Here is a 26,090-nt window from a genome sequence, read left to right on the forward strand (position 1 = left end):
GAGCGCCGCAACCATGCGGTTCACGGCAACACAAAAACAAACGGCGAGCCTAAGCTCGCCGTTTGCGTTGAAGCATGCCGATGCCGATTACTGCTTCGGTGCAGCTTCCTGCTTCGGTGCAGCTTCAGCCTTGGCGATCATGTCTTCCACCGAGGCGGTGGTGATCGGGTGATAGCCCGGCTTGGCCTTGGCAAACACCTCCTTGGCGAAGGCCAGGCCTTCCGGCGTCTTCAGCAGCTCGGCATAGATCGGCAGCACCAGCTTGCGGCGACCCACGCGCTGGATGAACTCGCCGGCAGCGGCCTGCGCATCGGTGTAACCGCTGCGGATTGCCAGCGGGTACCAACGCATCGCGATTTCGCCGTTCGGGGTACCGGTGAAGTGGTAGCCCTTGTCCAGCACGGCCAGCTTCTCGATCGGCTGGGTAGCACCCAGGCCATCAATGAAGCGCACCCATTCCTGCGTGTTCCACTCGCGGGTTACCTGGTTGCTCGGCAGCGCGCTGCTGCCCAGGAAGGCAATGCGCGCAGTGTCGACCACGGCGAAGTTGCGCGAACGGGCCTTGCTGGCGAACGCCGGAATACCCGGCTCTTCCAGCCATGCCTTCAATTCGGCATCGGTGACCGCCGAAGGATTCTTCGGCAGCAGGTTCTTCTTCATGTACTCGACGAACTGGTCGGTATTGGCGCTCTGGAACGCATGGTCGTTGAACCAGCCACGCAGGAACGGATCAAACACCGCACGACCAAAACGCTGCTCCAGGAACTGCAGGAACCACGCGCCCTTTACATAGGCCACGTTGCTCAGCGCTTCGTCCGGGTCACGCTCGTTCAGCGGCGGCAGCGCCAGCGCCTGGTCGGCCGGGCTCATCTCCTTCACTTCATTGAGCAGATCGGTCTGGTCGATCTCGCGCTCCATCTCGGCCATCTCCGTGCCGTACAGCGCCTCGGTGATACGGCCCTGCACGTAGGTGGTGAAACCTTCGTTGAGCCAGATGTCCTTCCAGCTGGCGTTGGTCACCAGGTTGCCGGACCAGCTGTGCGCCAGTTCGTGCGCGACCAGCGACACCAACGACTTGTCGCCAACGATGACGGTCGGGGTAGCGAAGGTCAGGCGCGGGTTTTCCATACCGCCGAACGGGAACGACGGCGGCAGCACCAGCATGTCGTAGCGGCCCCAGCGGTATTCGCCATACAGGTTCTCGGCGGCACCAATCATCTTCTCGGTGTCTTCGAATTCCTTGGCGGCCTTGTTGACCATGGTCGGCTCGGCCCACACGCCCGAACGCTCGGAGATCGGCTCGAACACCAGGTCACCGGCAGCAATGGCCAGCAGGTAGGACGGGATCGGTTGCGGCATCTTGAAGGCGTAATCGCCATCACGCGCGGCCTTCGGGTCGTTGTCGGCGCTCATCAGCACCATCACGTCCGGGCGGCTGGTGACATGCGCGCTATAGGTGAAGCGGACGCTCGGGGTGTCCTGCAGCGGCACCCACGAACGGGCGTGGATGGCCTGCGACTGGCTGAACATGAAGGGCAGCTTCTTGCCCTCGGTCATGGACGGCTCCAGCCACTGCAGACCGGAGGCGGTCGGCGCGGTGTGGTAGGTGATGCGCACCGAGGTCGGCTGGGCCGGGGTTTCGATGCTCAGCTTGCTGCCAAACACCTTGTCAGCCGGTGCCAGCACGAACTGCAGCGGAGTGGCGGCGCCGTCGGCGGCCACAGCCTCGACCTTTTCAACGGTCAGCTCGCGGGTATCGAGCAGCAGCTGCTTGGCCGCCTTGTCCTTCCACTCCAGCGTGTAAGTGGCGGTACCGCCGATCTGCTTGGCGTCGAAATCCACCTTCAGATCCAGCGCCAGGTCCTTGATGACGACCTTTTCGGGTTCGGCGTAGGAGCTTTCATCGTGGCTGCGGCTGACGGTATTCACGGCGGCGGCGGGCTTCTGGGCGACGGGATCGACGGTAGGAGCTGCAGGCTCCTTGGCACAGCCGGCGACAAGCGCCACGGCCAGGGGCAGCATCAGGAACGAAGAACGCATTGATCTGGAACCGGTTCAGGGGATAACTGCCGATTTTAAACCCGAAAGCCCGGAGCGGATGCGGCGGTGCGGCAAGCGGCGCCCCGCTGGCTTTGCGAAAGCGGCTTAAATGCATGAAATCGTTACCCCCACGCAGGCGGGCATCGCTCTTTGCATTGGTTAATCGCCCCGAGCAGAAGCAGAGCACCCCTCCCAACCCTCCCCTTGCCTGCGGCAAAGGGAGGGCTCAGCGCGCGCCCGGACCACTGTAGTGCCGAGCCATGCTCGGCAAAGGCCTTACCGACCAACCCAACCGTAGGGCCGAGCCATGCTCGGCAAGGGCCTTACCGACAAAAGAAAAAGCGCCCCTCATCCCAACCCTTCTCCCGCAAGCAGGAGAAGGGCTAACGCAAAAGTAAGCGCGGCCAGCCAATGTAGTGCCGAGCCATGCTCGGCAGGGGCGTTACCGACAGAATCAAAAGCGCCCCTCATCCCAACCCTTCTCCCGCAAGCGGGAGAAGGGCTAACGCAAAAGCAAGCGCGGCCAGCCCATGTAGTGCCGAGCCATGCTCGGCAGAAGCATTACCGACCAAACCCAACCGTAGTGCCGAGCCATGCTCGGCAAGGGCGTTACCAGCAAAGGTAACGACTAAAAACCACCATCCCACATACGAAAAAAGCGGCCAATGGCCGCCTTTTCCTCAATACACCCAGCAACCCAGCCTTACAGCTTGTAACCAGAGTGGATCGAAACAATACCCGCACTCAAATTCTTGTAATGGCAGCGACCAAACCCAGCCTCCGTCATCATCGCCTTCAACTCTTCCTGCGGCGGGTGCTTGCGGATGCTCTCGGCCAGATACTGGTAGCTATCGGCATCGCCGCGCGCGAACAACTTGCCCAGCTTCGGCAGCACCTTGAACGAATGGAAGTCATAGATCGGCTTGAACCAGTCCACAGTCACTTCCGAGAATTCCAGCACGCGCGCCTGACCGCCGACCTTCAGCACGCGGTACATCTCGCGCAGCGCTGCTTCCTTGTCGGTGACATTGCGCAGGCCGAACGAAATGGTCACCAGATCGAAGCTCTGGTCCGGGAACGGCAGCGCTTCTGCATTGAGCTGCACCCACTCGAAGCCCGAAACCTGGCCACGATTTGTCAGCCGATCGCGACCCACCGACAGCATGCCGGCATTGATGTCGCCCAGCACCACGCTGCCCTCGGCGCCGATGCGCTCCTTCAGCAGTACCGCGATATCACCGGTACCGCCGGCCAGATCCAGCACCCGGTCACCCGGCTTCACCTGCGCGGTGGCTACGAAGTAGCGCTTCCACAGCCGGTGAATACCCAGGCTCATCAGGTCGTTCATCACGTCGTAGTTGTCGGCCACGGAAGTGAACACCTGGCCGACAAGCTTCTGCTTGTCCTTGGCCGGTACATCGCGGAAGCCGAAGTGGGTGGTGCCGGTCTTGTAGGGGGATTCGCTCATGACCACGATTATCGCACCGACAGCCCGGCTGCGGCGCCGGCAGCCTGAATCCGGCCGTTATGATGGCCCGCACAGCACCATGAGGACCCTGCATGATCACTACCCCGGATTACCGCGCCCTGCTTGAAACCGCCATCGCCGAGGCCCGCCAGGGCCTGGCCGAAGGCGGCATCCCGATCGGTGCGGCGCTGTACCACAACGATGGCCGCCTGCTCGGCTGTGGCCACAACCGCCGCATCCAGGAGGACGACCCGTCCATCCACGGCGAAACCGACGCCTTCCGCAAGGCCGGCCGCCAGCGCGGCTACCGCAACACCATCATGGTCACCACCCTGGCGCCGTGCTGGTACTGCAGTGGGCTGGTACGGCAATTCAACATCGGCACCGTCGTGGTCGGCGAATCGGTCAGTTTTGCCGGCGGGATCGACTGGCTCAGGGAAAACGGCGTCCAAGTGATCGATCTGAACGACGCCGGCTGCATCGAGATGATGGGCCGCTATATCGCCGAGAACCCAGACGTCTGGAATGAAGATATCGGCGAATAACGCGACGGAATCTGAATAAACCCCCATTAATCTCATAGGGAAATTAGACGCTGTAGCCAGATCGTAAGATAAATAGCGCTATGCTCGGGGTACAGGGGCACTGCCATCGAGGTGAAGCGATGTATACGACGCCCATCCAAAACAGCAGTCGCCGATCACTCCAGCTTGCTGGGGAACAATTGCGACAGCAGTACGCACAACATCGCTGCACGGCACCGTTCTGGGATGCTTACCAACAGGTTCAACGCGACCTGGTAGCTGCTTTCCCGGAACATCAGGCCGAGTTATGCAACCGCTTGGCAGTATTCGCCCAGCGTTTGGGCGCGGTTGAAAAGGCTCAGTTACTGGAGCTTGCGGAACACGAAGTGTAAGAAGAACCGGGCCAGGCCCGGTTTTTTTTTGCCTTGTTTTTGTAGTGCCGAGCCATGCTCGGCAGGGGCTTTATCGGTAAAGCCTCTGCCGAGCATGGCTCGGCACTACACAGCTCCCACAAACCTGCAAAAACAAAACCGCAAAAAAACAAAAGGCGCCTTTCGGCGCCTTTTGCTTCCAGCTACCCTGCCCGCTTACTGCTCCGGCAGGTCGCCGTTCTTGGCCAGTTGCTTGCGGTTGAACACCCGTTGCACCACCACGAAGAACAGCGGGATGAAGAACAGGCCCAGCAAGGTGCCAACCACCATGCCACCCAGCACGCCGGTACCGATGGCGCGCTGCGCACCGGAACCCGCACCGGAGGCGATTGCCAGCGGCAACACGCCCAGGCCGAAAGCCAGCGAGGTCATGATGATCGGGCGCAGACGGTCGCGGACCGCATGCATCGTCGCTTCGATCACGCCCGAACCCTTCTCCAAATGCTCCTTGGCGAACTCGACAATCAGAATCGCGTTCTTCGAGGTCAAACCCACGGTAGTCAACATCGCCACCTGGAAGTACACATCACGCTCCATGCCGCGCATGGTGTTGGCCAGCACCGCACCGAGAATACCCAGCGGCGCAACCATCAGCACTGCGGTCGGTACGCTCCAGCTTTCATACAGTGCAGCCAGGCACAGGAACACGATCAGCAGCGACAGCGTGTACAGCAGCGGCGTCTGCGAACCGGCTTCGCGTTCCTGGTAGGACACCGCCGTCCACTCGATGCTGAAGCCCGGCGGCAACTGCTTGGCCAGCTTTTCCACTTCCAGCATGGCGTCGCCCGAGGCTACGCCCGGCGCGGCTTCGCCTTGGATTTCCAGTGCGGAGACGCCGTTGTAACGCTCCAGACGCGGCGAGCCGTAATCCCAACGCTGGCTGGCGAAGGCCGAGAACGGCACCATCTCGCCGACGTTGTTCTTCACCGTCCACAGGTTGAAGTCTTCCGGGTTCATGCGGAAGGGATCATCCGCCTGCACGTAGACGCGCTTGACCCGGCCACGGTCGATGAAGTCATCGACGTAGCTCGAACCCCAGGCAGTGGCCAGGGTGCCGTTGATCGCATCCAGCGACAGCCCATGCGCACCTGCCTTGGCCACGTCGATGTCCAGACGCAGCTGCGGGGTGTCGTCCAGGCCGTTCGGGCGCACATTGGCCAGCAGCTTGCTCTGCCCGGCCGCGCCCAACAGCTGGTTGCGTGCATTGACCAGTGCATCATGGCCGGCGCCGCTGTTGTCCTTCAGGAAGAAGGTGTAACCCGAGGCGATACCCAGTTCCGGCATGGCCGGCGGCGGGAAGGCGAAGATGAAGGCGTCCTTGATCTGACCAAGCGCGGCCATTGCGCGCCCGGTGATCGGGCCTACGCCTTGATCAGCACTGCGCTCGTGCCAGTCCTTGAGCTTGACGAAGGCCATGCCCGAGTTCTGGCCCATGCCCGAGAAGCTGAAGCCCTGCACCGAGAACACCGACTCAACGGCGTCCTTCTCGTTGTTGAGGAAGTGATCTTCCAGCTTGTAGATCGACTCCAGGGTACGTTCCTGGGTAGCGCCCACTGGTGCGTTGACCAGCGCCATCAGGATGCCCTGGTCTTCATTGGGCAGGAACGAGCTGGGCAGGCGCACGAACAGCAGGCCCATCACCACCGCCAACGCCAGGAACACCGCCATGAAGCGGCCCGGGCGGGCAAGAATGCCGCGCACGCCGCGCTGGTAGGTGCCGCTGGTGCGGTCAAAGCCATTGTTGAACCAGTTGAAGAACCGGCCCGAGATACCCTTGTGCGCAACGTGGTGCTCGCCCTTCTTCAGCGGCTTGAGCATGGTGGCGCACAGCGCCGGGGTCAGCACGATGGCGACCAGCACCGACAAGGCCATCGCCGACACAATCGTCGCCGAGAACTGCCGATAGATGACGCCGGTGGAGCCGCTCATGAAGGCCATCGGCACGAACACCGCCGACAGTACCAGGCCGATGCCGACCAGCGCGCCGGTGATCTGGCTCATCGATTTGCGGGTGGCTTCCAGCGGCGACAGTCCTTCCTCGGACATGATGCGCTCGACGTTCTCCACCACCACGATGGCGTCATCCACCAATAGACCGATCGCCAGCACCATCGCGAACATGGTCAGCATGTTGATCGAGAAACCCAGCACCGAGAGGATGCCGAAGGTACCCAGCAACACCACCGGCACGGCGATGGTCGGAATCAAGGTGGCGCGGAAGTTCTGCAGGAACAGATACATCACCACGAACACCAGCACGATGGCTTCCAGCAGCGTCTTCACCACGCCCTTGATCGACACCTTCACGAACGGGGTGGTGTCGTACGGGATCACCGCCTTCAGGCCGGCCGGGAAGTTGGCGCGCAGCTCGTCCAGGGTGGTGCTCACGCCTTCAGCGGTTTCCAGCGCGTTGGCGCCGGTGGCCAGGGTGATGGCCAGGCCCGAGGCCGGCTTGCCGTTGTAGCGGGTAACGAAGTCGTAGGTTTCCGCGCCCAGCTCGACGCGGGCAACGTCGCCCAGCTTCAGCGTGGAGCCGTCGGTTTCAGTGCGCACAACAATGTTGCGGAACTGCTCCGGCGTCTGCAGGCGGTCCTGCGCGTTGATGGTGGCGTTGAGCTGCTGGCCCTTCACCGCCGGCGCGCCGCCCAGCTGACCCACCGCAACCTGCGCGTTCTGCGCCTTGACTGCCGCCGTCACCTCGTCGACAGACACCTTGTAGGTCTGCAGCTTGGTCGGGTCCAGCCAGATACGCATGGCGTACTTGCCGCCGAACACCTGGATCGAGCCCACGCCCGGCACGCGGCTGAGCGGGTCGACGATGTTGGAACCCACATAGTCGGAGATGTCGTTCTCATCCATGCTGCCGTCTTCGGAGACGAAGCCCAGCACGTTGAGGAAGCCCGAGCTGGACTTGGCGACGTTGATGCCCTGGCGCTGCACTTCCTGCGGCAACAACGGCATGGCCAGCTGCAGCTTGTTCTGCACCTGCACCTGGGCGATGTCCGAGTCGGTGCCGCTCTGGAAGGTCAGGGTGATGCTGGCCTGGCCGTTGGAGGAGCTGTTGGAGGAGAAGTACATAAGGCCGTCCAGGCCCTTCATGTTCTGCTCGATGATCTGCGTGACCGAATCCTCCACCACCTTGGCCGAAGCGCCCGGGTAGTTGGCGGAAATGGACACCGCAGGCGGCGCGACCTCGGGATACATCGAGATCGGCAGCTTGATCATGGCCAGCGCACCGGCAAGCATGATGATGATGGCAATGACCCACGCAAAGATGGGCCTGTCGATAAAGAAGCGAGCCATGTATTTCTCCGCTTACTGCTTGTCGGCCGGCGCCGCGGCAGGCGCGGCGGCAGGCTTGGCGGCTTCGGCACCCTTCTCGGTGGCCTGCACCGGCATCCCCGGGCCAATCTTCTGCAGGCCTTCGACGATGACCTTGTCGCCGGCCTTCAGGCCGTCTTCGACCAGCCACTTGTCACCGATGGTGCGGCTGACCTTGACCGGGCGAACGGCAACCTTGCCTTCGGCATCGACCACCATCGCCGAGGTATCACCTTTGGGATCGCGGGCGATGCCCTGCATCGGCACCAGCAGCGCGTTCGGGCGCACACCACTGCCCAGCACCGCACGCACGAACATGCCCGGCATCAGCACCTGGTCCGGGTTCTCGACACGCACGCGCATCAGATAGCTGCCGGTGGTCGGGTCGACGCTGACTTCGGAGAACTCCAGCTTGCCCTTGTGGGCGTAGGTGCTGCCGTCTTCAAGCACGATGTCGACCGGCAGCTCCGAGGCGCCTTCCAGGCGGCCAGCGGCCAGTTCGCGGCGCAGCTGCAGCAGCTCGGCCGAGGACTGGGTGACGTCGATGTAGATCGGGTCGAGCTGGTTGATGGTCGCCAGCGGTTCGGCCTGGCCAGCGCTGACCAGCGCGCCCTGGGTAACCGAGGACTTGCCGATCTGGCCGCTGATCGGCGCGGTGATGCGGGCATAGCCCAGCGTCACGTTGGCCGCATCCAGCGAGGCGCGGGCGGCCAGCACGTCGGCCTCGGCCTGCTTCCAGGTGGCCTGCGCATTTTCATCGTCCTGCACGCTGATCACCCGCGACTTGACCAGCTCACCGCTGCGCCGTGCCGCCAGGCGGGCTGCGTTGGCGGTGGCTTCGGCACGGGCCAGCTGCGCGCGGGCGCTGTTGGCCTGGGCGCGGTAGGCAGCGTCATCCAACTGGTACAGCGGGTCGCCGGCCTTGACCACACTGCCTTCGGTAAACAGGCGCTTGGCAATGATGCCGCTGACCTGCGGGCGCACTTCAGCGACCTGGTAGCCATTGGCACGGCCCGCCAGCTCGCGGGTCAAGGTGACGGTTTCCGGCTTCAGTGTCACCACCGTGACCTGACCGGGGCCCCCTTGCTGTGGCTGCTCACCGCCGCCTTTGCAGGCAACGAGCGCAACGGATAGTGCGAGAGAAAGCGCGACAAGACGGTAGCGACTGATAGCAGGCATGGGAGAGGAGCTCAATGAGGAAAAGTGGCGCTCGAGGATCGGACGGAACATGAGATATGCCGACGCATATCCCTCCATACCGCATACGTTACGGGTACAGGTGTGGCAACCGCCACCACTGAACACATCACGGCCATCCTGCAGAGCAAGCCGCGGAAATATACATACATACACGCATGTTTGTAAACGGCTACAATTCAGGCCGGGCTCATCCAGCATTTGCACAGCGCAATGGCCAGAAAGACCAAACAAGAGGCGGCGGCCACCCGCGAAGGCATCCTGGATGCCGCGTTGGCCTGCTTCCATGAACACGGCGTTGCCGGCACCTCGCTGGCCGCGATAGGCGAGCGCGCCGGGTTTTCGCGTGGCGCGGTGTATTGGCACTTCAAGAACAAGACCGAAGTGCTGGAAGCGATGATCAACCGCGAGCGGGTGCACTTCATCAACCGCCTGCGCCATGCCTATGCACGCGAGCGCAGCACGCCGATCGAAGACCTGCGCTCGGCGATGCTGATCTCGGTAGGCGAGATAGCCCACGACCAGCGCCTGCGCGACATGATGGAAATCATGCTGCGCAATGACCTGTCCGCTGAAAGCCTGGCCATGCAGCAGCTGCAGCGCGACAGCGTGGACGAGGAAATGGATATTTTCTGCCGCGCCCTGTTGCGCGCGCAGGAGCTGGGCCAACTGCGCGACGGCGTCAACATCAACACCCTTGCCCGCATCCTGCACGCCTGTCTGGTAGGTGTGCTGTACGGCGCAATGCTGCAACCCGAGCATTTCGATCTGGAAGGCGACAGCCGCGAAACGATGGACGCGATGCTGAGTTACTACGTGACTCCAGGCGTCTTCACCCCCGGCACCGCCCCGCTGCCGCTACCAACCCCGGATCCAGCAGCCTGAAACCCGGTAGTGCCGAGCCATGCTCGGCAGGGGACGTGCACGCAGCGCCACAGAAGCCGCCGACGCGTTGTGGGAGCGGCGTAAGCCGCGAAGCAAGCGAAGGCTGAAGCTGAAGCCAAAGCACCCCTCCCAACCCTCCCCTTGCCTGCGGCAAAGGGAGGGCTAAATGCCGGAGCAAAGCGCGCCACCTGTAGTGCCGAGCCATGCTCGGCAAGAAGCTTTCCCGGTAATGCCTCAGCCGAGCATGGCTCGGCACTACCAACGGCGCTGCGCGAACGACCCCGGGTGCGCTGCACCTGTTGCGCGGCGCCGACGGCCTGGCCGGCGCGGCAAAAAAAACGGCGACACCAAAGTGTCGCCGCTTCTCACCAACCCGAACCAACAATCAAAGAATATAGCGACTCAGATCCGGGTCCTTCACCAGCTCACCCAGGTGCTTGTCCACGTACGCCGGGTCAATCGCAATGCTGTCGCCATCGCGATCCGGCGCTTCATAGCTCAGCGAATCCAACAAACGCTCCAGCACGGTGTGCAGACGACGCGCGCCAATATTCTCCTGGCGCTCGTTGACCTGGAACGCAATCTCCGCCAAACGATCCACTGCCTCGGCGGTGAAATTGACCTTGACGCCTTCGGTGGCCAACAAGGCTTCGTACTGCTTGGTCAGCGCCGCCTTCGGCTCGGTCAGGATGCGCACGAAATCATTCTTGCTCAGCGCACCCAGCTCCACACGGATCGGGAAACGACCCTGCAGCTCGGGAATCAGATCACTCGGCTTGGCCAGATGGAACGCACCAGAGGCGATAAACAAAATGTGATCGGTCTTCACCGTGCCGTATTTGGTGGACACATTGGAACCTTCCACCAGCGGCAGCAGATCGCGCTGAACACCTTCGCGTGACACATCGCCACCAGAGGAACCTGCGTCGCCGCGCTTGGCCACCTTGTCGATTTCGTCGATGAAGACAATGCCGTGCTGCTCGCAGGCTTCAATCGCGGCGGTGCGGATATCGTCTTCATTGACCAGCTTGCCAGCCTCTTCCTCGATCAGCAGCGGGCGCGCGGCCTTGATGCTCAGCGTGCGCTTGTTCGACTTCGCCGTGCCCAGGTTGGCGAACATCGACTTCAGCTGCTGGCCCATTTCTTCCATGCCCGGCGGGGTCATGATGTCCATGCTGACGTTGGCAGCAACGTCCAGCTCGATCTCGCGCTCGTCCAGTTCACCGGCACGCAGCATGCGGCGGAACTTGATGCGGGTTTCGTTGTCAGCGGCTGAAGGCTCGTTGCGCGCCGCTTCCGGATCAAAGCCGATACCGGTGCTACGACGCGGCAACAGCGCGTCAAGGATGCGGTCTTCGGCCTTTTCCTCAGCCTGGGTACGCACACGCACCTTGGCCTGCTCGCGGTACAACTTGACTGCGGTATCAGCCAGATCACGGATGATCTGCTCCACATCCTTGCCGACATAGCCGACCTCGGTGAAGCGCGTGGCTTCAACCTTGACGAACGGTGCATTGGCCAGCGTTGCCAACCGGCGCGCGATCTCGGTCTTGCCGACACCGGTGGGGCCGATCATCAGAATGTTCTTGGGCATCACCTCGTTGCGCAGCTCGGTGGGCAGCTGCATGCGGCGCCAGCGGTTGCGCAGCGCGATGGCGACCGCGCGCTTGGCGTCGTGCTGGCCGACGATGTGGCGATCCAACTCCTGCACGATTTCGCGCGGGGTCATGGTGGCGGAAGAAACTTCGATCTTATGGTTCATGGCTTTACCTAAGGGCGGGCAGGAACTGGAAACGGGAAAAAACCGAGGAAGCGTGCGGCGCTGGGCCTGCTCTCACTCCTCACTCCTCTTCACTACGTTTCTCAGAGCTCCTCCACCACGACATTGGTGTTGGTGTAGATGCAGATGCCGCCAGCGATGTTGATCGCCTCGGTGGCCACGCCACGCGCATCCAGATCGGTGTGCTTGAGCAGGGCCCGCGCTGCGCTGAGCGCATATGAGCCGCCAGAACCAATCGCGATGATGCCGTCTTCCGGCTCGATCACATCGCCGGTACCGCTGATGATCAGCGAGGTTTCGCGGTCGGCCACGGCCAGCAGCGCTTCGAGCTTGCCGTAGCGGCGATCGGTGCGCCAATCCTTGGCCAGCTCCACCGCAGCGCGGGTCAGCTGGCCGTGCTTCTCAAGCTTTGCCTCGAACAGCTCGAACAGGGTGAAGGCATCGGCAGCCGCGCCGGCAAAGCCCGCCAGCACCTGGCCATCACGGCCAAGCCGGCGCACCTTGCGCGCATTGCCCTTCATCACCGTGTGCCCCAGGGTGACCTGACCGTCGCCAGCAATCGCCACGTGTTCGCCGCGACGCACGCAGCAGATGGTGGTGGCATGAAAAACATTCGGGTTCTGACTGGGGTCCATACGGCCTCCGGAATACTGTTCACCGGTAATGGGGCCGGTGGGCGCCGCGATCAAGCCTCCCCCCCACCCCGCCAGCGACAGCCACCGTTCAGAAAAACTACCTGTAGTGCCGAGCCATGCTCGGCACAAAGCCCAAAACCGCATGTGTGGGAGCGGCGTCAGCCGCGAAGCCAGGAATGATCAGATTGCCCTCATGGCTAGGGTTCCAGCGCTGCCGGCTTCGCGGCTGACGCCGCTCCTACAGCCAGGGACGGCCTCAGGCCAACGCCCAACCACCCGCCGCTGTTGGATTGATCAACGGCACCGTATCACCGGGGCTGGAGCGCGCAATCGTATCCATCGACGCAGACAGCCAGTCGAAAAGCTCACGGAAATTCACTTCCTTCAACTTCAGCGGCGCACGCACCGATATCTGCGCGAGTGCCTCCATATCCGCGCCCTCCATGCCAACCGCGAAGAACTGGAAATCCTTGCTGGCTTCGCCTTGCCGCACAAGCTCGGCGGCATTGCGCCAGCTGTCGCTGGGCGCACCTGCGGTAACCAGGAATATCCATGGCCGGTAGTACCCAAGCCCGTTGGCCTGGTAGTACTGCGTACGCTGGCGGACCATATCGACGCCCTGCTCGATGGCCGCACCAATCGGCGTATCCGCTGTGCTGACCAGGAACGGCGGATAGAACCGGTCCGCCGATACGAACTCGGTAACCGTGCGCACCGGGCCGAAGCTGACGATGCCAACGTCCACGCGCTGCGCACTCTGCGCGTTGGCGTAGAGCGCCTGTTTGAAGTGCATCAAGCCTGCATTGAGCTGATCAATGCGCTGCCCGCTCATCGCTGCCGATGTATCCAACAACAGCAGACATGCGCAGCGGGTCTGCTGTGCTTCGGCCGAACCACCCACACCTTGTCCAATGCCATAGCTCATCGCGGAATCTCCTTATCCTTGGCGCCAGTCTATGCGCAAACACCGGTTTGGCCACAGCACAGGTGCCCTCAACGCTGCGGCTTGCGGGCCTGCCCCGGCCTGAGCGGGTCCGGCTCGATCCCCCAGGCCAGATACCAATCTTCGCCCTGCGACTCCGCCGGATGCTGGGTACGCCCGGAACCGTTGCCGCAGGCCAAGGCGTCGGTCCCGCAATATTTATCGCAGCCCCAGCAGATCCGCTCGGGGTGCTTTGGATTCAATGGAAATGGCTTCGCCATCGCGGCAACCTCCTCGCCTGGGTGCCAACCATGCGCCGCCGGCTGGCGCGTTGCCTTGACGGAAATCAACACTGGCCCAAGCTTCGCGGCCAAACCCGCATGCAACGGCTTGCCAGCCCCCTGTCACGCAAGCAGCTGGTGCATTCAGCCCACGCGGCATCCACTGTTGCCCATGGCTTGGCGCGGTTTCAGGCGCGGTCGGCACGGCAGGCATAGCAGCCGTATCGGGCAAAATGCAGGTGCACGTAGGCCACAGACACATCATCAAACGCATGCTGCAGCCAGTCGGCGACATGCAGGCCGTCGCAGACCTCGGCGGAAATGATTCGATCCTGCTGGTCATAGGCACGCAGTGACATCAAGCGGCGCTGTACTTGCGCCGGCACCTCGTCGGCCGCCAGCGTCGCGCTCACCGCACCACGGCGAACAAAGATGGGGCCGCTGGCGCGATACGGTGAATCCGCCGGCTGATGTTGATACGACAGCAACAACAGCTCCTCGCCGACCTCGGCATCGGCCAGACTCACCCGACACGGGAAACCGGCTGTTGTCGTCGCAACGACCCGCGCCATCTGCCGCGCCGCAAGCGCCGCTTCGTCCAGTTGGAACAGTGCCTCGAATGAGGTGTGGCGCAGAGCGTGTAGAACGAAGGCGGCCATGCTGCGGTCCGTTGGGATGGGCCTGCAGCATCAACGCTGGCAGGCGCTCATGCTCGCCATGATCGGACGTTGCAGTTCTTCGGCGCTGGCGGTGCCGGCCAGTGTTGGTAAAGCAGAGCGTCGCTGCGCTCGAGCGTTAGGGGAAGGCCCCTTGCCGAGCATGGCTCGGCACTACAGAAGGCGCGCCGCCGCGCTTGCCGACAACAACTGCACTCACTGCTAGCGATTTGGCTCGCCACCGCCGGCTGCGATCCATGCATCCACGGCTTGCGTCACCACCGTCATCGGCATCGCACCGTTGCCGAGAATCAAATCGTGGAAGGCACGTATGTCGAACTTGTCGCCCAGCGCCTTGCGGGCCTGTTCGCGCAGTTCAAGCAAGCGCAGATGGCCCATTTTGTAGGACGACGCCTGGCCCGGTTGCACCAGGTAGCGGTTGATCTCCACGCGCACATCGCCGGGGTTCATACCGGTGGCCTGCTGCATGTAGGCCACCGCTTGTTCCGGTGTCCAGCGTTTGCGATGCAGGCCGGTATCCACCACCAATCGCACCGAGCGGAACATCTCTGCCTGCAGCCGGCCCAGATCACCGGCAGGGTCATCCTTGTAGACACCCGCCTCGGCCATCAGCTGCTCGGCATACAGCGCCCAGCCTTCGCTGAAGGCGCTGGGGTTGAGGCTGCGGCGCAGCATCGGCAGGTCGGTCAGGGTCTGGCCGATGGATATCTGGAAGTGATGGCCGGGCGCACCCTCGTGGTAAGTGAAGGTCGGGATGCTCCAGCGCGTATTGGACGCGATATCACCCAGATTGATGAAGAAGGTGCCGGGCCGCGACCCATCCATCGCCGGTGGGTAGTAATAGCCGCCCGGTGAGGTTTTCTGCATGTGTTTCGGCACCGGTTCCACGGCCAGCTTCTGGGTTGGCACCCACCCAAACCAGGTGGGCAGGATAGGCTCCAGATCGACGAGGCGCTGGCGGACATCGCCCAGCAACTGTTCACGGCCAGCATCACTGTCGGCGTAGCGATAGCGTGGATCTTCGCGCATTTTCTGGACTCGCTCGGCGACGCTGCCTTCACGCAGGCCGAGTTCGATCAAGCGAGCATCCATCTGTTTGTCCAGCCGCGCCACTTCATCCAGACCGATCTGGTGGATGGCATCGGCATCAAGATCGGTGCTGGTATACCAGCGCAGCGCTGCGTCGTAATAGGCCTTGCCGTGCGGCAACGCCCACACACCGTTGTTGCCCAGATGCCGCGCCTGCAGCGCCTGCACATCGGCAAGCAATTGCTGGTAGCCGGGATTGACGGAACTGCGCACCGCCTCCGTTGCCTGCGCGATCAGCTGTTCACGACGCGGTGCCGGCAGCGCAGACACTTTGTCCAGCTTGCGCCGCAGCGAGTTCACCCACAGGCTGTCCTTCGGCGCAGGCGCAAGCAGTGCGATGAACTGATCGGCTGCGCCCTGCAACGCCACCTCCGGTGGCACTACGCCCTGCCCGGCCTGCATGTCGAGGTTGGCGCGGATCTGATCGAGCTTGTTGCCCAGCGCCTGCAGCCGCGCGATGTAACTCAACGCGCTGGCTTCGTCGGTGACCACATGCTGGTTGTCCATGAACTGCGGCAGGTTCACCGCCGGGCTGAACAACTGGTCCACGGCATAGGTACTGCCACTCATCGGCACCCATGCCGCCGCCCACGGCACCGCCATCAGGTCGAGTTGCGACTGGTAGAACCAACGCGCCAAGCCATCGCTCAAGCGCTGCTGCGGATCCAACGGCGTACCGTTCCAGTGCTTGAGAATGGCAAGGTTGTCGGACAGAAAGCGGCGGTTGACCTCACGCTGCTGCAGCGAGACATCGGTGAGTTGGCTGGAAAGCGGCTCCAAGCCATCGCCGCTGAGGCCGAGCATGGTGCGCAGTTCGGGATCGGCGTTGATGGCTGCCACGGTCTGCGCATCAAGCAAGGCATTGAACGACGGCTCAGCCTGCGCGCTGGCGTTGGGGGCCTGCGCATGGACCACGGGAGCTATCGCCATCAGTACCGCAGCCAAGACAGCAACGCGCAGCACGGGCAACACGGACACGGGATTGCGTGGCGGCACAGGGATACTCCAGATGCTTGCCGGGCTGGCCTTGCGCATATTACGCAAGCAGCGCCGGGCTACAACGAGGTGAGTCACATCCCGCCCAGATGAATAGTCGCAGGCATGTGCTGCTGGAGCCTGCGACAAGCGCAGGCTTCACTACGCGAACGCAATAAGGCCAGCCTCAAGCAGCCGCTTTGCGCAGGGCGAGCCAACCGATGGCGGAACCAACCAGCCCACCCCAGACGACGCCGAGCGCGAAGCCTTCCCCGGCAACATATGCAACTACGGCGCCGATGCCGGAGCCGGCCAATGCAAACCAAGCTACGCGGCGCTTGCGGGCAAGATACGCGGCTTTCGCTGCACGCCTGCGCTCAAGCGCCTGCTGGACATGCAACTGTGGCGCCAGCAAGGCCTGGGCAATCGCATCAGCTTGTTTTCCATCCACCTTCTTCAATCCTTTCCTTTCCCCAGCGAAAAACGCAGTCACTCCGCTCGCACCAGTGCGAACCATCGATAGACCAGGTAGACAACCGCCCCTACCACCGGCAGTAAGCTGATCCACAAAGGCAGTTTCAGCACGAACAACAACACGGCGAAACAAACAAACGCAAACATCGACAGCAGCAACGCCCAAACATCAAACAACGCGGTATCCGCCGCATCCTTGCCCAAGGAGTTTGCAGGCCTGCTCCTGCCCGAACGCTGCCTGCGCAGCACCCAGATATCGGTAACGAAATCCACAATTCCCTCAATCAACCCGCCGAGCAAGCCAGACATGATGAAACCTTGGCAGTCATGATGAATACGCGGATAGTCCCAGCGGGCCAGGGGGCCGTCAAGCGAAACGCACGACCTGCGCCGATCCCCCCGCCCTGGGCGGTCTCAGCGATCCCCGGACACGCAACTGCCCGAGCTACGCCCCGCCAGGAGATGCTGGATTCAGCGCGGAGGCAGGCCGTTCTTCCACCGCGCTCACTGCGAACGCGTGTGCCCAAACTCCTGGGCAAGCCCGATCAGAATTCCTTCAACACCACGGATGTAGCAGAGCCGATAGGTATCCTGGTAGTGGACCACTTCATCAACCACCGTCGCGCCCAGTTTCCGGAGCCGATCAAGGGTGTCGTCAAGGTTCTCCACCGTGAACATGACACGCAGATAGCCCAAAGAGTTGACCGGTGCAGTGCGGTGATCGGATGCGATGGCAGGGGCGTCGAAGCGTGAGAGCTCCAGCCGGCTGTGGCCGTCGGGTGTGCGCATCATCGCAATCTCGACCCGCTGATTACGCACGCCGGTAACACGGCCCGCCCACTCGCCTTCGATCGGCATGCGGCCTTCAAGGTTGAGGCCGAGCTCGCTGAAGAACTCAATGGCGGCGTCCAGGTTCTCTACAACGATGCCGATGTTGTCCATGCGCTTGACCGTCATAAAGACCTCTCTGGATGGCACCCGGCAACGGGACGACAAGCAACGACGGCGTGGTTGTCGTCGTTGACATTGCCACGAACTCTACATCCAACCTCAGCTTGATCAGCATAGCGCCGACATCGCAGCATTGCTGTACCGCGCTGGTTAGCGCTCCAATCAAGCATGCAAAGTATCGACAAACTACTTCAACGGCAGGAAAAAAAACCAACTGCCGTCAGATCGAGGTGAGCAGCTTGAAAGACCAGTACAGGCCAATCATCACTTGAACGATGAACGCGACAAACCGCAGCGTCACCGCTACCGAAGAAGAAGACGCCAGGTGGATCAGCGTCTGCACGAAGCGCGCTGCCACCAAAACATAGGCCAGCGGATCAGTGACATGCTCCCGCCCGCTGACAATCGCGATGAGCAACAGTCCGCCCAGAACTGGAATGTTCTCGATGCAGTTCGCATGAGCACGCGCCAACCGTTGCATGAACGGAGAGAGATTCGCGTTGTCCGGCCTGAACTCATTTGCCAGAACAGTCTTTTGAAGGACAAGCTTTGACCGGATGACTTCCATGAGCGCCATAAGAACCAACGCCCATGCAACAAACAAGGTCAGTGCAATCAGACTCGGCGAAGCCATTGCCATCACTCCGTGAAAGTAGGGGGGCCTGCGAAAGCATCAGCTGGATATCTGCGTGTTCGCTGAGCCCAGCGCTGCATTCTGGCCGGTTGCCGACACATTCGTAAACCACCTGCGCTCAACACGAAACTGTGATTACTGACTTGGTATCAAGGTCACGCCGAACTGATGTGTTCGACATGATGACGCTTCCAACCATCGTCGCCAGCGACTTACTTCTCCGCGACAGTGCTTCGAAGACGGATGCCCCTCATGCAAAGCCCTAAGTGCCTGCGCACATAGGACGCACTGCCGAATGCCCCCAGCAACTTATCCAACTCTGGGAAACTGAAATCCACCCAAGCACGGACTTGGTCATTACGCAATGTTCGTTCTCAAATACAACCCTCGCTTACTTGCACCAGCAGCCATGACTGCTGCACGTAGCGTAGTGCGAAGCTACCGCGACACAAGCCATCGATGGTGTACTCAAATACCAATTTCTCGGATTCTCGACGCAAATCTGTCTCCCACGCCCTTCCCTGGAGCATCTCAACAGAACTTCTTGCTACAAGTTCATCACCAACATTAACTACTTCTCCCACAATGAGAGAAAGATAAGTCACCTTGTGCGGCATATGCTGCCCAAGATAGCGCTTGGAATCCTTACTGGTGCCACAAAACATTGTTCTGGCAACGTCCCATGCCTGCTGCCCGTTCACCTTGGCAAGCCGATATGTTTCGCCCTGAAGTCTCTGCAACTCAGGACTACTGCAAACGGCCGGTAACATCACGTCCTCATGATGGAAGTCCTCAATTGCCTCCCTTCTATCCTTGGGCAATTCATTCAGATCAACAACGGGCACCTGGCCAAACAGCAACAACATTTCGAAGATCACGAACTCGCTCCTATTGAGATGCTTTCTAGACAATCAACGCTGACGGAACGACGCCCCGTCAGGCAGAAAATCTTACGGATGCGCTTCAATCCGCTTCCGGATGCTTGATAGCTGCCATTCGATATCAGAAGGGCAGTCCGTCAGGCAGATCTCCTCATTGATGAAGTCGCTCTTGCGTGGTGCCTTGCTATAGCCCTTGGGCTGATCACGCAGCAACACGCCTGGAGCGAAGTACACCGGTCGAATCGGGTCATCAAAATCGGCATAGAGAAAGTAGTCGGTGACCTCGCTGTTGTAGCGATCCTTCATCTCAAACGGCTCACCGTGGGTGAGGCGTTTGTTGATGGTGACCCGACCCAAACCAATCGTAAGCGGAGAAAATTTTGGTGAGATATCCCGAATTGCACCACTGTACCTATCAGTAGGCGGGGCAGCTGTCCCCGCACTTTCGTCCTTTCGTGCGAACCCGCAACTGATGCCGCCGTTGGCCATTTTTTTGCACTCAACGGTGTATTTCTGGGGGCGCAACAGCGGGACAAGTCGAGGCAGATGGCGGCCTGATTCATCAATAGAGAAGATGCTGGGTTCGTCGCTGGAGTGGACTTCGACATTTGGATCGAAGCCCGGCAGGTGCATGAGCCGCCAGCGAAGCTGGGTTTCCCTGTCAAAGTAATAGCCGTCGTCACTGAATTGATACAGGTCATTCTTGCTCTTGCCCAGCATGTATGCGTTGTAACCGACCAAGCGGTCCAGCTCACGCTCATCCTCAGGCGTCATCAGTTCAGAGCCGACATAGGAGCCGTCGGATTTCTCGTAGATGTAGCGGGTTCGCCATTGATCGATGGGGATCAACTCGGATTCGTGAAAGAACTCACGCTTGTCGTACCAGTAGATGTCGTTCGCCTTGCGTACATACTGGTCCTGCGGATCGGTACTAAAGAAGCGCTCGCAGTAGTGACGATTGAGGATCACTACCGCCCCTCGCTTTTCGCTAACAAGCTCAACATCCGACAGGTCATTGAGTTGCGGACGTATCAGATTTCCCAAATTTTTATAGAGATGATAGCTATCCGCACGACTAAGAATGACGCAATGGAGCCCTCCGCGCCTTGGGTCTTCACTCCAGCTGCGTTCAAACTGCCCTGCTGGCACATCCCCGCTCTGGCCAAGAAGAACCAATACGACCAGCAAAGCCGCCGTTTTGCATCGTGATTTCCAAGCGCTCACATTTTTCCCGGTTACCGAATGAGCCATGGTCTTGCACCTCCTCTGCCGTTAGCCGCCGGAAACACAACCGGTAACATCAACGGCCTCTGTTGATTTGGACCGATGTAGCCGGCTGTGTCGCGCGGATCCAGTGCTCTGCGGCTCCTGCAGGTGATGTGCAGATGATTCAAGTGGCGACCATCGGCGCTGTGAGGGTATTCATCAAACTGGTAGATGTGCTGGGCACTGTTCGCATAGCGGTGTTCATACAATAGTGTATTGAAGCGCCTCGCCAATGCATTGTTGGCAACGCGATTATTATTGAATCGGAACTCTGCCAATCTATCGTTGCGTGCGTCTACTGCAACAATATCGAGTGCGTCACCCAGCTTATGCAGGCAGGAGCCCAGCATCGGGCGCCACATGCCGCTGATCTCTACTTTGTTCACCCCCGCTTCCGCGCACGCAGACAGCAGCATCATGTAGATATAGGGGTGGTTCCTGGCCACGATCTCGACTTGTGACAACCCAGTGTATCTGCCCGCATTGTCACAGAAGCCGACTTGTAGTTTCAGTGTGAGATCCAGCGGTGCAATGATGATCTCGCCGCCTTGTGAAAAAGCCCTGTCCGGCAACGGAACATTGACGATCTGCCCGCTATAGAACGGCTCCAGTAGCTCAGACCAGGATAATTGCATGCGTAACGGCGAGGGAAGGGCTGCTGCGTTGGCCGCGAGAGCGGTTGCCGGCAACGTGAGCGCCGTACGGTATTCTGCTGCTTGCCCGGCATTGATCTTGCCGTGCTGCTCGGCCCAATCGATCTGGCGAAGACTCGGTCTCGCAACTTGGTACCAAGCACCCAAATCCCCGTGCTCATCTGGAAGCGTCAGGTTACCCGTGATCCATGTGCGGATGTCCTGCACCGAATAGCTCCGAGTGCACAGCGCCCAAACCTTTCCATTCAATCTGGCTGTGCGTTGCGGACCAATACCTTCGGCCGCTAGCAATTGCGCCAAGGCCTGATTGGGCTCCAACAATGTCGCTTCCGTAATGGTAACGATCGTTAGCCCCTCAGCCTCCGGAGTCAGGCGATACATAACCAGATTTCTCGCATCCCTTCGCCATTCGTCCCAATCACCATTGGCCGCCGCGCCGAGGACAATACCAACCGACTCCACCCCGTCCACGGCAACCTCCACCGTCGATACCTGGGTATGTGAGCCGGTGAATTTTGCGGGATCGTTGAGCCCCTTGCCGGCATGCAGGACTTCTAGGGTATTCGCATCCACAATCAGATACGGCAAGTTCCTCAGGTGGTTGGCTTGCCACCCGGCCCCATCGGGCACACGGGGCACGTTGTTGATCACATATTTCACCCGCTGCCTGCCTTGCCGCAAAGTCAGCGTTTCGCAGTGATTCTCTGATTGCGGCGCGGTCGTTGCCGTGGCGTTGAAAGTCAAACGCACTGTGGCAACAAAGGGCTTGTTCTCGGGCTTGCTTTGCACGCTTTGCCCTACAGAGCGACATTGCCCTCCGGACGGTGGGGCAATAGCCAGTGAGACGGCAACCTGACCTTGCGTGGTGATCTTGATGGTGCGCCCATCTGCCGCGGTTGTGCCTTCACGACGGGTCGCTTCCTGCGCACCAACATCCGTCCACTCCAGCGTGTAGCGGCGCCCTGAAATCATGTTGTTCTGCATATCCACCACCCGAAAGCACAGGTAGTGCGGGGCGGGCGGCGGGGCAGGCCTGTTGGCTGGTGCTGGCTGATTCATTCTTGATCGCCCTCGGTTTGAAGTGTTGCTCGCGCGCAGCATTCCTCATTGCCAGCCAATGAGGTGACATCAGGGTCATCTATCTCCCAGATCTCGTTGTCAGCAAGGACGATCTTCAGGTTCTCAGGCTTGTCACTTCGGGCGACGATTGAAGTAACGCCGTCTGCGCCGGTGACGGCATCCTCATAGGTTCCGTCCGCTCGCAAGATGCGAATCGCCTGTTTGCCAATGGCCTTTCCTGCCTCGTTTTTTAGCGCGATACGAATTTCAAATGGATCGCGCGACAGAAGCTGCATTGGCAATGCAGGCATCGCGGCAGGGCTATTGCTGCCACCCAGGAACGGATGATCCCCAGCCCTGACCTTGAACTCTCCCAAGCAGCTGAAGGTGATATTGCCGCCTTCCAACGTGATCGCGCTGTTACCGGCCTGCAGTGCCACCTTGCTTTGCGCGAGCACGTCGATTCGGGCATCGGTCGCGGTGATGGTGAGTGCCTGCTCGGATAGCAACTCCAGCTCACCATCATGCGCCTGAAGACTCGCGGGGCCATTGGCAGCAATCAAACGCAGCGGCCCACTTTGCGCGAACAATGAAACCCGCCCACCAGAGACGGTAGCGATGGTTTGGCCGCTGCTGGCGTGCAGGTCCTGCTGCACGGTGATTTGCAGGTTCTGGCCGGCGTAACCAATTGCGCTTGCTGGCGTAGTCCACGCGATGTGATTGGGTGCTTCGGCCAGCAGCATGGGTTTGGCGAAGCGCTCAACTGGTTCATCGCCAGTATTACGACCGTCGCTGGGTTTGAACTGCGATTGGCCGTTGACCTCAGCTTCAAAGCGACCATCGGCGCGTGGGTCCGCCAGCTCGCGTAACAGGCCGGTGCTCTGCCATGCCGTTAGTCCGGGGACCTGGTGTTGCTGCAGCGTCTGCTGCATCTGTTCCAGGCTGCGTTCGGCGCCTTTGAGTTGTGCGACGACTTCAGCGTTGTCCATCACGGTGGATGCAGCGCCTTGCTGGGTGCTGGCCGACAGCAGCAGGCCTTCGCCGGCATGCAAATTGCCCCAACCCTGCGTTGCCAGTTCAAAGCCTTCGCCGCGCAATGCGCCACGTGCCTTGTTCTGGTGTTGGATCAAATAGCCCAGCTCCAGGCGGCTATCGGCCAAGGAGCTTTGCAGGCGCGTGCGCAGCTGACCGGGCGTGTCATCCATTACCCATTGCTGGGTGCCGCTGCCATCGTGCGCTTGCGTGTGCAGACCGCTGAGCACGCCGGGGTGCTGCGCCTGCGCGTCGATGCCGCCACCGAACGGCGGTGCGACTTCGCCGTTGAACAGCTGGCCGGTGATGCGCGGCTGGTCGATATCGCCGTGCAGGAATTCCACCAGCACTTCGCTGCCGATGCGCGGCAGGAATGCGGTTCCCCAGTTGGGGCCGGCTACCCATTCCACAACCGGCACCCAACTACCGCTGGTGTGATCGCCGGGTGCGTGCCCGGACTGGCCGCTGCCGGTATCGGCAATGCCGCCGGGGTTTGGTGCCCTGCCGCGCTGCCAGTTGAACTGGATGCGCACCTGATGCTCACGGTTGGGGCTGAGCACGGCATCGGCTACGCCCACCACCCGTGCGGTCTGCGGGCCATGCAGGCTTGGGCGATCCTGCGGCAACGCCCGCACCGGAACTGCGGCATCGGTGGCGAGGAACTGGTTGCGGTAGCTACCGCGCTCCAGTTCGCTATGCCCCAATAGGTCGGCGATACCGTTGTCCAGATTGTTGACCGCAGCGTGCTGCACCACCAACACCTGGAACCGCTGGGCCTCGTGCTGCGGGTGCTGGACAAGCGTAAAGCCGATGCCCGCCGCCAGCCTTCGCTCGCTGCCGCTACCGCTGTACAGCAGCTGCGGCACTCGCAGCGCATCCAAGCGCGCTTGTGCTTCATCCTGTGCCCAGCTGGCGCCGGCAAAGCGGCCAGCACGCGGCTGCACATAGACCTCAAGCAGGGGCAGCTCACCGACCGCCGCACTTGCCTGCGCAGGAACGGCCCTGATCTGCTCGCCATGCCAACTGGCCACCGTGCTGCTGTTGGCGACCAGCTGTTGGCGCTCGCCGAATGTGGCAATGCCATCGCTGGCCTCGGTAGCCGCAATGCGATGGAAGCGCACTTCACCTATATCCGGAAGCTGGGCCTGTGGGCCAAACACCACCAAGGTGTGACTACCCTCGCTGCCCTGTGCCTGATCGATGCGCCACGCCAGGCCTACCTCGGCCAACAAGCGCGTAACGAACTGCCAGTCCGTCTCCCGGTACTGGGTAGTGATGGGCCGACGCGGCAGCGCCGCTTCCACATCGAAGCGATAAGCGGCTTGCGGGTAATCAGAAAATATCCGCTCGCATATACCTCGGATATCCATGTCCTGGAAGATCACGGCATTGCGGCGCAGGCGTAGCAAGGCGGTCCAGGGTTCAAGCACCAGCTGATAACGGGCCAAGCCGCCATCACTGCCCAACTGCGCCACTTCAGTACACAGGCCATGCCATTGGCGCAGCGAGCCGCCTGCCGTACGCAACTGCAGCGTCAGTGGCTGTTCCAGCCAAGGATCGACGTCCAGGAAGGCATCGGTGGACAGGCAATCGATCTGCAGGCGCAACCCGCCGCAGATGCTTTCCTGCCCTTCAAAACGCTCCACCACCAGACCGTCATGCGGCCCCTGCAGTTGGACCAGGCGATTGTGATGCGACAACGACGCCAATGAGGCGAGCAGTGCCGAGTGTCGGATATCCATATCGACAGACTCTTGATCAGGGCGAAATGCGCGCGATGCTTCCGGTTATCGCTAGCGCGGCCTGATTAGGCCATAGCACTGAATTGATTTGAGGCTGAGCGACTACTTTTGAGACGTTTCCCGTGAAATCTGTCAGTACCACTGTCAGCAGCTTCCCTTACCCAACGGCAATGAACCAGTGCGGATTGTTGGTTCTTCCACTGATGCTTCTGCAGCTTCCTGATGCGCGTGGTCCACTGCTCACCTCTAAAAACTGAAGGTGTATATGGACTGCTTGCATGTACAGTGGCAACGGCGCTGTAGCTGCTCATCCACACAAGGGTCTCGACATGAAGTCACTTCATCCCCTTCTGCTCCTGGCATCAACTGCGCTCGCGAGCGGCGGCGCCTTGGCCGACGATAAGAGCGCGTGCAGTTGGCCTCTCAATATGCCCGCTACAAGCCTGCTGCTGGCAGGCGAAGTCCATGGCACCAGCGAGGCACCAGCACTGATCGGCGATTTGGCCTGCGCCCGCGCAAAGTCCGGAAATGCAGTGACGGTGGCGCTGGAGGTTCCGATAGAGGAGCAGGCAAGGCTCGATCACTTCCTGACGAGCGAGGGCACCGATGCAGATCAGGCAGCCCTACTGAACAGTCGATTCTGGACACGCCAGCCCCAGGATGGGCGATCCAGCACCGCCATGCTGAAATTGCTGCATCGGCTGCGAACGCTTCGTGCCGAAGGTGCACGAATCAGCGTGTTGGCCGTCGACGATGGCATGGCAGGATCGAGGGACGCCGGCATGGCCATGCGCATCAGGGCAGCACACAGCAAAGACACGACAGTCATTGCTCTGCTTGGAAACGTTCACGCCAGCCGTGAAAAGGGCCGTCGCGGAGCGCCAGACTATGAACCGGCAGGATACTTGCTGTCTGATCGCAACCCACACAGCGTCTACCTGCGTGGGCCCGCCGGTACAGCTTGGGTATGTGTGCCGGAGTGCGGTGTCACATCGATACCAAACAATCGCTTCGTGGGCGACAAGAAGGGTTACATGCAGGCAAATGGAATTATGCCGGGCTATGACGGCCTGTATGGCGCATCGATCACGACGGCGTCACTTCCCGCCGTCAACTGAAGGCTCGTTCCAACTCTCGCATGGCTCCAGGCAAGAGGCCTACCAGCAACGCAGC

22 protein-coding genes are annotated in these 26,090 nt (G+C 61.1%); 4 read left to right on the forward strand and 18 right to left on the reverse strand.

From position 1 onward, the window contains the following. Positions 1-87 precede the first annotated feature (87 nt). Positions 88-2,040 carry a M1 family metallopeptidase gene (locus ACVOKO_RS02280; RefSeq protein ID WP_346496867.1) on the reverse strand — a complete coding sequence of 651 codons (1,953 nt, stop codon included), beginning with the start codon at positions 2,038-2,040 and terminating at the stop codon, positions 88-90. 703 nt (positions 2,041-2,743) lie between these two features. After that, complete coding sequence (gene ubiE, locus ACVOKO_RS02285; RefSeq protein WP_346496869.1) at positions 2,744-3,508, reverse strand: bifunctional demethylmenaquinone methyltransferase/2-methoxy-6-polyprenyl-1,4-benzoquinol methylase UbiE; 765 nt, start codon at positions 3,506-3,508, stop codon at positions 2,744-2,746. A 92-nt stretch (positions 3,509-3,600) separates the two neighbouring features. Between ubiE and ACVOKO_RS02290 the strand changes: the two genes are divergently transcribed. Both ACVOKO_RS02290 and ACVOKO_RS02295 read left to right on the forward strand, forming a co-directional pair. Then, positions 3,601-4,053, forward strand: a complete 453-nt coding sequence (locus ACVOKO_RS02290; protein ID WP_346496871.1) for a nucleoside deaminase — start codon at positions 3,601-3,603, stop codon at positions 4,051-4,053. 119 nt (positions 4,054-4,172) lie between these two features. Beyond that, positions 4,173-4,424, forward strand: a complete 252-nt coding sequence (locus tag ACVOKO_RS02295) for a hypothetical protein (RefSeq protein WP_057630676.1) — start codon at positions 4,173-4,175, stop codon at positions 4,422-4,424. Between the two features lie 195 nt (positions 4,425-4,619). Here the strand turns inward: ACVOKO_RS02295 and smeE are convergent, their stop codons facing one another. Next, the gene (smeE, locus tag ACVOKO_RS02300; RefSeq protein ID WP_346496873.1) at positions 4,620-7,766 is read right to left on the reverse strand and encodes a multidrug efflux RND transporter permease subunit SmeE; all 3,147 of its coding nucleotides are present in this window, start codon (positions 7,764-7,766) and stop codon (positions 4,620-4,622) included. A gap of 12 nt (positions 7,767-7,778) precedes the next feature. Continuing rightward, positions 7,779-8,963: an efflux RND transporter periplasmic adaptor subunit gene (locus ACVOKO_RS02305; protein WP_346496875.1), complete on the reverse strand. Its 1,185-nt coding sequence runs from the start codon at positions 8,961-8,963 to the stop codon at positions 7,779-7,781. 231 nt (positions 8,964-9,194) lie between these two features. Here ACVOKO_RS02305 and ACVOKO_RS02310 point away from each other — a divergent pair, with 231 nt between their 5' ends. Continuing rightward, a complete protein-coding gene (locus tag ACVOKO_RS02310; protein WP_346496877.1) occupies positions 9,195-9,866 on the forward strand; it encodes a TetR family transcriptional regulator in 672 nt (223 codons plus the stop codon). 385 nt (positions 9,867-10,251) lie between these two features. On the opposite strand, the gene hslU is transcribed toward ACVOKO_RS02310, so the two are convergent. The 14 genes from hslU to ACVOKO_RS02380 all read right to left on the reverse strand — a co-directional run bounded on the left by hslU (position 10,252) and on the right by ACVOKO_RS02380 (position 24,917). Continuing rightward, positions 10,252-11,628 (reverse strand): ATP-dependent protease ATPase subunit HslU, encoded by a 1,377-nt coding sequence (gene hslU / locus ACVOKO_RS02315; protein ID WP_346496879.1) that lies wholly within the window; start codon positions 11,626-11,628, stop codon positions 10,252-10,254. A 101-nt stretch (positions 11,629-11,729) separates the two neighbouring features. Continuing rightward, the gene (hslV, locus tag ACVOKO_RS02320) at positions 11,730-12,281 is read right to left on the reverse strand and encodes an ATP-dependent protease subunit HslV (protein ID WP_055772387.1); all 552 of its coding nucleotides are present in this window, start codon (positions 12,279-12,281) and stop codon (positions 11,730-11,732) included. A 256-nt stretch (positions 12,282-12,537) separates the two neighbouring features. Beyond that, complete coding sequence (locus tag ACVOKO_RS02325; RefSeq protein WP_346496881.1) at positions 12,538-13,206, reverse strand: vWA domain-containing protein; 669 nt, start codon at positions 13,204-13,206, stop codon at positions 12,538-12,540. Between the two features lie 68 nt (positions 13,207-13,274). After that, the gene (locus ACVOKO_RS02330; protein WP_346496883.1) at positions 13,275-13,556 is read right to left on the reverse strand and encodes a DUF3079 domain-containing protein; all 282 of its coding nucleotides are present in this window, start codon (positions 13,554-13,556) and stop codon (positions 13,275-13,277) included. A gap of 116 nt (positions 13,557-13,672) precedes the next feature. Further along, a complete protein-coding gene (locus tag ACVOKO_RS02335; protein WP_346496885.1) occupies positions 13,673-14,143 on the reverse strand; it encodes a DUF1203 domain-containing protein in 471 nt (156 codons plus the stop codon). Between the two features lie 219 nt (positions 14,144-14,362). Next, complete coding sequence (locus ACVOKO_RS02340) at positions 14,363-16,228, reverse strand: DUF885 domain-containing protein (protein WP_346496887.1); 1,866 nt, start codon at positions 16,226-16,228, stop codon at positions 14,363-14,365. Positions 16,229-16,412: 184 nt separating this feature from the next. Next, positions 16,413-16,685 carry a hypothetical protein gene (locus tag ACVOKO_RS02345; protein ID WP_430980694.1) on the reverse strand — a complete coding sequence of 91 codons (273 nt, stop codon included), beginning with the start codon at positions 16,683-16,685 and terminating at the stop codon, positions 16,413-16,415. Between the two features lie 29 nt (positions 16,686-16,714). Continuing rightward, positions 16,715-17,008 (reverse strand): hypothetical protein, encoded by a 294-nt coding sequence (locus tag ACVOKO_RS02350; RefSeq protein WP_346496889.1) that lies wholly within the window; start codon positions 17,006-17,008, stop codon positions 16,715-16,717. 195 nt (positions 17,009-17,203) lie between these two features. Next, entirely contained in the window at positions 17,204-17,656 is a 453-nt protein-coding gene (locus ACVOKO_RS02355; protein ID WP_346496891.1) for a VOC family protein, read from the reverse strand. 214 nt (positions 17,657-17,870) lie between these two features. Beyond that, on the reverse strand, positions 17,871-18,284 hold the full coding sequence (locus tag ACVOKO_RS02360) for an MAPEG family protein (protein ID WP_346496893.1): 414 nt from the start codon (positions 18,282-18,284) through the stop codon (positions 17,871-17,873). Between the two features lie 374 nt (positions 18,285-18,658). Continuing rightward, positions 18,659-19,162 carry a hypothetical protein gene (locus ACVOKO_RS02365; RefSeq protein ID WP_346496895.1) on the reverse strand — a complete coding sequence of 168 codons (504 nt, stop codon included), beginning with the start codon at positions 19,160-19,162 and terminating at the stop codon, positions 18,659-18,661. Positions 19,163-19,234: 72 nt separating this feature from the next. Continuing rightward, positions 19,235-20,416, reverse strand: coding sequence for a hypothetical protein (locus ACVOKO_RS02370; protein WP_346496897.1), 1,182 nt, complete (start codon positions 20,414-20,416; stop codon positions 19,235-19,237). Next, positions 20,401-22,143: a hypothetical protein gene (locus tag ACVOKO_RS02375; protein WP_346496899.1), complete on the reverse strand. Its 1,743-nt coding sequence runs from the start codon at positions 22,141-22,143 to the stop codon at positions 20,401-20,403. The genes ACVOKO_RS02370 and ACVOKO_RS02375 overlap by 16 nt, the downstream gene beginning before the upstream one ends. After that, the gene (locus tag ACVOKO_RS02380; protein ID WP_346496901.1) at positions 22,140-24,917 is read right to left on the reverse strand and encodes a type VI secretion system Vgr family protein; all 2,778 of its coding nucleotides are present in this window, start codon (positions 24,915-24,917) and stop codon (positions 22,140-22,142) included. Before ACVOKO_RS02380 ends, ACVOKO_RS02375 begins: the two co-directional genes overlap by 4 nt. A gap of 278 nt (positions 24,918-25,195) precedes the next feature. Here ACVOKO_RS02380 and ACVOKO_RS02385 point away from each other — a divergent pair, with 278 nt between their 5' ends. Next, positions 25,196-26,035 carry a hypothetical protein gene (locus ACVOKO_RS02385; protein ID WP_346496903.1) on the forward strand — a complete coding sequence of 280 codons (840 nt, stop codon included), beginning with the start codon at positions 25,196-25,198 and terminating at the stop codon, positions 26,033-26,035. The last annotated feature ends 55 nt before the right edge of the window (positions 26,036-26,090 follow it).

Source organism: Stenotrophomonas sp. STEN240 (genome assembly GCF_056756175.1).